This window comes from Burkholderia sp. Tr-20390 (genome assembly GCF_017104595.1).
In the GTDB taxonomy this organism is placed as follows: Bacteria; Pseudomonadota; Gammaproteobacteria; order Burkholderiales; family Burkholderiaceae; genus Burkholderia.
In genome coordinates, this window is sequence record NZ_JAAGPC010000337.1 from 1 (window position 1) to 4,723 (window position 4,723).

The 4,723-nt window shown below is 69.1% G+C and carries 6 protein-coding genes and 1 pseudogene; all 7 read right to left on the reverse strand.

Annotated features, from left to right (window positions below; translation table 11 throughout):
• Positions 1-138: pseudogene (locus G3N98_RS38475) on the reverse strand (anhydro-N-acetylmuramic acid kinase); the annotation flags it as partial.
• Positions 139-142: 4 nt separating this feature from the next.
• Complete coding sequence (locus tag G3N98_RS38480; RefSeq protein WP_089424241.1) at positions 143-640, reverse strand: VOC family protein; 498 nt, start codon at positions 638-640, stop codon at positions 143-145.
• 167 nt (positions 641-807) lie between these two features.
• A complete protein-coding gene (locus G3N98_RS38485; RefSeq protein ID WP_206151048.1) occupies positions 808-2,052 on the reverse strand; it encodes a DUF3443 family protein in 1,245 nt (414 codons plus the stop codon).
• Positions 2,053-2,068: 16 nt separating this feature from the next.
• Entirely contained in the window at positions 2,069-2,572 is a 504-nt protein-coding gene (locus G3N98_RS38490; RefSeq protein ID WP_089424239.1) for a DUF2844 domain-containing protein, read from the reverse strand.
• 262 nt (positions 2,573-2,834) lie between these two features.
• Positions 2,835-3,566 carry a protein phosphatase CheZ gene (gene cheZ / locus G3N98_RS38495; protein WP_089424238.1) on the reverse strand — a complete coding sequence of 244 codons (732 nt, stop codon included), beginning with the start codon at positions 3,564-3,566 and terminating at the stop codon, positions 2,835-2,837.
• A gap of 1 nt (position 3,567) precedes the next feature.
• Entirely contained in the window at positions 3,568-3,963 is a 396-nt protein-coding gene (gene cheY, locus G3N98_RS38500; RefSeq protein ID WP_039346818.1) for a chemotaxis response regulator CheY, read from the reverse strand.
• Positions 3,964-4,030: 67 nt separating this feature from the next.
• The coding region (gene cheB, locus G3N98_RS38505; protein ID WP_206151049.1) for a chemotaxis-specific protein-glutamate methyltransferase CheB at positions 4,031-4,723 on the reverse strand (693 nt) is incomplete at its 5' end.

The following is a 4,723-nucleotide window of genomic DNA, read 5'->3' on the forward strand; positions in this document are numbered from 1 at the left end:
CGCCGGGTTGTTGATCTGCCGCGTATAGCCGCGCTCGGGGCGATGGCGCACGGTCTGGCCGTGCACGCCGATCGCGCGGATCTCGTCGCGCGACAGCCCGGCCGTGCGCTGCAACTCATGGCAGCACCCCGCCACCCGGCCCCTAGCCCGCCGCCGCCCGCTGCAACGCGTCGAGATCGAGCTTCTTCATCGTCATCACCTGCGCCATCACGCGCTCCGCGCGCGCCGGATCGCCCGTCATCAGCTCGCTCATCTGCGCCGGCACGACCTGCCACGACACGCCGAAGCGGTCGCGCAGCCAGCCGCACTGCTGCGCACGCTCGTCGCCGCCTTCCGACAGGCGCGCCCAGTAGCGGTCGATTTCGTCCTGGTCCCGGCAGTTGACGACGAACGACACGGCCGGCGTGATCTGGAACACGGGGCCGCCGTTCAGCGCGACGAAGGCCTGCCCGTCGAGCTCGAACGCGACGGTCATCACCGCACCCTCCGCGCTGCCGGACGCGTGCGCGCCGGCCTTGCCGTAGCGCGCGACGTGCACGATGCGCGCGTTGTCGAACACCGATACGTAGAAACCGGCGGCCGCCTCGGCGTCGCGGTCGAACCACAGGAACGGCGTGATGCGTTGTATGCGCGGGTTCATGGCGCTGCCTCCTCGATGTCGTGCCGGCATGGGTGCCGGTATTACATCGTAGGCGCTGTGCCCGCGCGCGACGGCGCACCGGTCGGACCTGTCGTGCCGCGCACGGCCGCCGAATAAAAAAAGGGGGCGATCGCTCGCCCCCTGGTCCTGCGTGTCGCCGTGCCGCGTCAGAACGCGACGAAAGGCGCCGCGCCGCCGCTCGCGGTCTTGTCCATCCCGAAGTAGATCGTCCGGTTGTAGAAGTGCGGCATGCCGATGTCGAGCCAGCTGGACGAGCCGAACGGACCCGCGATGTCGTCGAACGCGAACGTCGACGGGTTCGAGAACAGCGAATCCGCGTTCGCGACGGGCATCGTCACCGTGCCGCTCACGCCGTTCTGGCCGGTCAGCGTCGCCGAATTGCTGATCGTCGTCGACGGGCAGTAGAACTGCGTGTTCTTCGGGCAGGCCGGCAACTTGCCCGACGTATCGTTGAAGAAGTACGCATTCGAACCCGTATCGAAGAACGCGGTCACGTTGCGCCCCTGGAACGTCGCGCTGACGTCGCCCGTCGTGGTCGACGTCATCACGGTCTTCCCGGTCAGGTCGGGCAGGCCGAACGTCAGCGTCCCGGTGGCGCTGGCCTGCCCGCTGTCCGAAATTTGCGGCATGCTCACGCTCACCCCGCTGCTGTCCGCGAAGCGATGCACCGGGTTGGCCACCTGCTGCGCCACCGGCACGAGCGCGACCGTGCAGTTCGCGTTGTTGCCGTTCGGGCACGCGTAATAGTTGTTGTTCGTCGACGTCGACGTCGCGCAGGTCGTGCCGCAGTCGACCGGCGCCGGCCCGATGCCGAGGATCCCGTTCGCGCCGAGCGCGCTCGCCGAGTTGGCCGACGCGCCGCCGTTCGTGCACGAGCTCGGCACGTTGGTCGTGCCGAGGTCGCCGATGATCTGCACGGGCAGCGAACTCGCCTGCTCGGAGCCGATCGACAGGTCGACCGTGCGCACCGACCCCCACGTATAGCTCGACACGAACTTGCCGCACTCGGCGACCGGCGCGCCGCCGCTCGTCACCTGCGGGAGGCTGCCGAGCACGCCCGACACGGCGCTGCCGACGAGCCGCAACCCGTAGGACGCGGTATCGACGAGCACGTTGTTGACCACCTGGCAGTTCGACGTGCCCGGCGCGCAGACCTTCAGGCTGACGGTCGGGATGTTGATCACGTTCGCGACGCCGGCGCTGACGGTGATGACGGCCGTGTTCCCGGAGTTGCCGTCCGAGCCGCCGTTACCATTGTTGCCGCCGTTGCCGTTGTTGCCCGAGCTGCTGCCGCCGCCGTCTCCGCCGCCGCATGCCGTCACGAGGACGGCCGTTGCCGCCGCAAGGCCCAGCACGCCGAGCCAGCGCTTGAATGTACGAGGAATTCTCAAGATCGCTCTCCCGCTGTCACTGGATGTCGGTGCCGGTCAGGCCGGCAGGCAGCGCCGCCGGCAGCCACGCCTGGCCCGAGAAGGCGCCCATGTGGCCGCCTGTCCGGATCACGAGGCCGCTGGTGTCGACGGACACGGGCGCGCGCCAGCCGCGCGCCTGGTGCGCCGCCTGGACGCCTGCGGTGTACTGCGGGAAATAGCTGCCGAGCAGCGACGCGAGATCCGGCATCGTCGGCCCTTGCCATGCGAGGCCGAACACGCTGCCGGCGGCCGACGTGTATTCGTGGATGACGGTGCCCGATCCGAGCGTGATCTCGCGGACGGTATAGGCGGCCGTGCTCGTCTGCATGCCGTCTGCCGAACGCATCGCGCGCTGCAGTGCGCGCACGGTTGCGGCCCGATCGTCCGCCGGCGGCGACATCGGCGCGCCGCCCAGTTCAGCGTATGCGTGGACGCTCCACAGCACACCCATTGCAGCCGTCGCGTGCGCGACGGCCCAGCCCAAGCGTTTCAGCTTCACGTTCCCCCCCAAGGGACTGGCTTCGTCGACGGCGGTGCGGCCATCGCGCCCGCGCCACCAGCCAACATATGAAATCGTACGATTGACGCTACGTTGCTGCTGACGCGTAGTATGCCTGCTGAGTGTGTCGAAGTGTCAATTTGACGCAGGATCGCGCTGCGCCACGCGGGGGCCGCGTGCGCGGTGAAGCAGTGCGGGGGACGGTGTGACGCGGGCATCGGGCGCCGCTGCGAGACGCGGCGCGCCGATGCCCGCGGCAGGGTCAGAAGCCCAGGCTGGCGAGCAGGTCGTCCACCTGCCCCTGGTCCTGGACCACGTCGGTCTTGCCTTCCGGCGCGATCTGCGGGCCGTTCAGCAGCGACTCGGGGCTGCCGGTCGGGCTGATCTGCTCGGCCGCGAGCAACGCCGCGGTGGCCGCGAACTGCTCGCGCCGCTCGGGCGCGATGTTCTCGACGAGCACCGTGAGGAGCTGCTGCTCGATCAGGTAGACCATGTCCATGATCTTCTTGATCACCTGCCCGGTCAGGTCCTGGAAATCCTGCGCGAGCATGATCTCGAGCAGTTGCGCGCGGGTGGCCGAAGCCGACTCGGGCAGCGTGCGCAGGAACGTGCGCGTATCGTCCATCAGCTCGCGCACTTCCGCGTGCTCGATCGGTGCCGCGTACCACTGCGCCCAGCGCGCGTCGAGCGCCTCGGCCTCGTTCTGGATGCGCTCCTGCATCGGCTTCGCGACCTCGATCGCGTTCAGCACGCGCACGGCGGCCTGCTCGGTCATCGTCGCGACGTAGCGCAGCCGGTCGCGCGCATCGGGCACGGCTTCCGCCGCCCGCTCGACATGCTTGTCGAGCCCGAGCTCGCGCATCGAATCGCGCAGCGTGCGCGTGACATGGCCGATGCGCGCGAGGATGCGGTCGCTCGCGAAATCGGCGCCTTCGGCCTGGCCGTCGGCGCTGAACCCGGCGCCGGTCAGCGCGGCATGGATCGGCTCGTTCACGTCAGCTCCCGGTCTTCGCCATCTTGTCGATGATCTTGTTCAGCTTCTCGTCGAGCGTCGCGGCCGTGAACGGTTTCACGACGTAGCCGCTCGCGCCGGCCTGCGCGGCCGCGATGATGTTCTCCTTCTTCGACTCGGCCGTGACCATCAGCACCGGCAGGTGCGTGAGCGTCGCGTCCGCGCGGATTTCCTTCAGCATCGCGAGGCCGTCGAGGTTCGGCATGTTCCAGTCGGAGATCACGAAGTCGAAACCGCCGCCGCGCAGCCGCGCCAGGCCGGCCGCGCCGTCCTCGGCCTCGTCGACGTTCGAATAGCCCAGTTCCTTGAGCAGGTTGCGGACGATCCGGCGCATCGTCGGGAAATCGTCCACCACCAGGATTTTCATGCTCTTGTCCATCGTCGTTCCTTTCCAGATTCGTTTCCGTCGGGACGCGTATCGTGGCACGCGCCCCGTGACATTCCATTCAAACGCGCTGCACGCGGTCGCCCATCGTCGCCAGGCGCGCCATCACGCGACGGCTCATCTCGGCGAGCGGCACGATCTCGTCCGCGCCGCCGAGCGCGATCGCCTCGCGCGGCATCCCGAACACGATGCAGCTTGCTTCATCCTGCGCGAACGTGTGAGCGCCCGCGCGTTTCATTTCCAGCAGGCCGGCCGCGCCGTCGCGGCCCATCCCGGTCAGGATCACCCCGAGCGCGTTCTTGCCCGCGTGCGTCGCCGCCGAGCGGAACAGCACGTCGACCGACGGGCGGTGCCGGTTCACCGGCGGCTCGTCCGACAGTTGCGCAATATAGTTCGCCCCGCTTCTCGCAAGCAACAGGTGCGCGTGGCCCGGCGCAATATACGCGTGGCCCGGCAGCACGCGCTCGCCGTGCTCGGCTTCCTTCACCGCGATCCGGCACAGGCCGTTCAGCCGTTGCGCGAACGACTTCGTGAAGCCCGGCGGCATGTGCTGCGCGATCAGCACGGCCGGCGCATCCGGCGGCAGCGGCGTCAGCACTTCGCGGATCGCCTCGGTGCCGCCCGTCGACGCGCCGATGATGATCAGCTTCTCGGTACTGACGAGCGGGTTGTTGATCATCGGCGCGGCCGGGTGGCTGTCCGTCGCGCGCGCGGCGGCCTGCGGCTGCGGCGCCTGGCGCACGCGCGCCCGCGA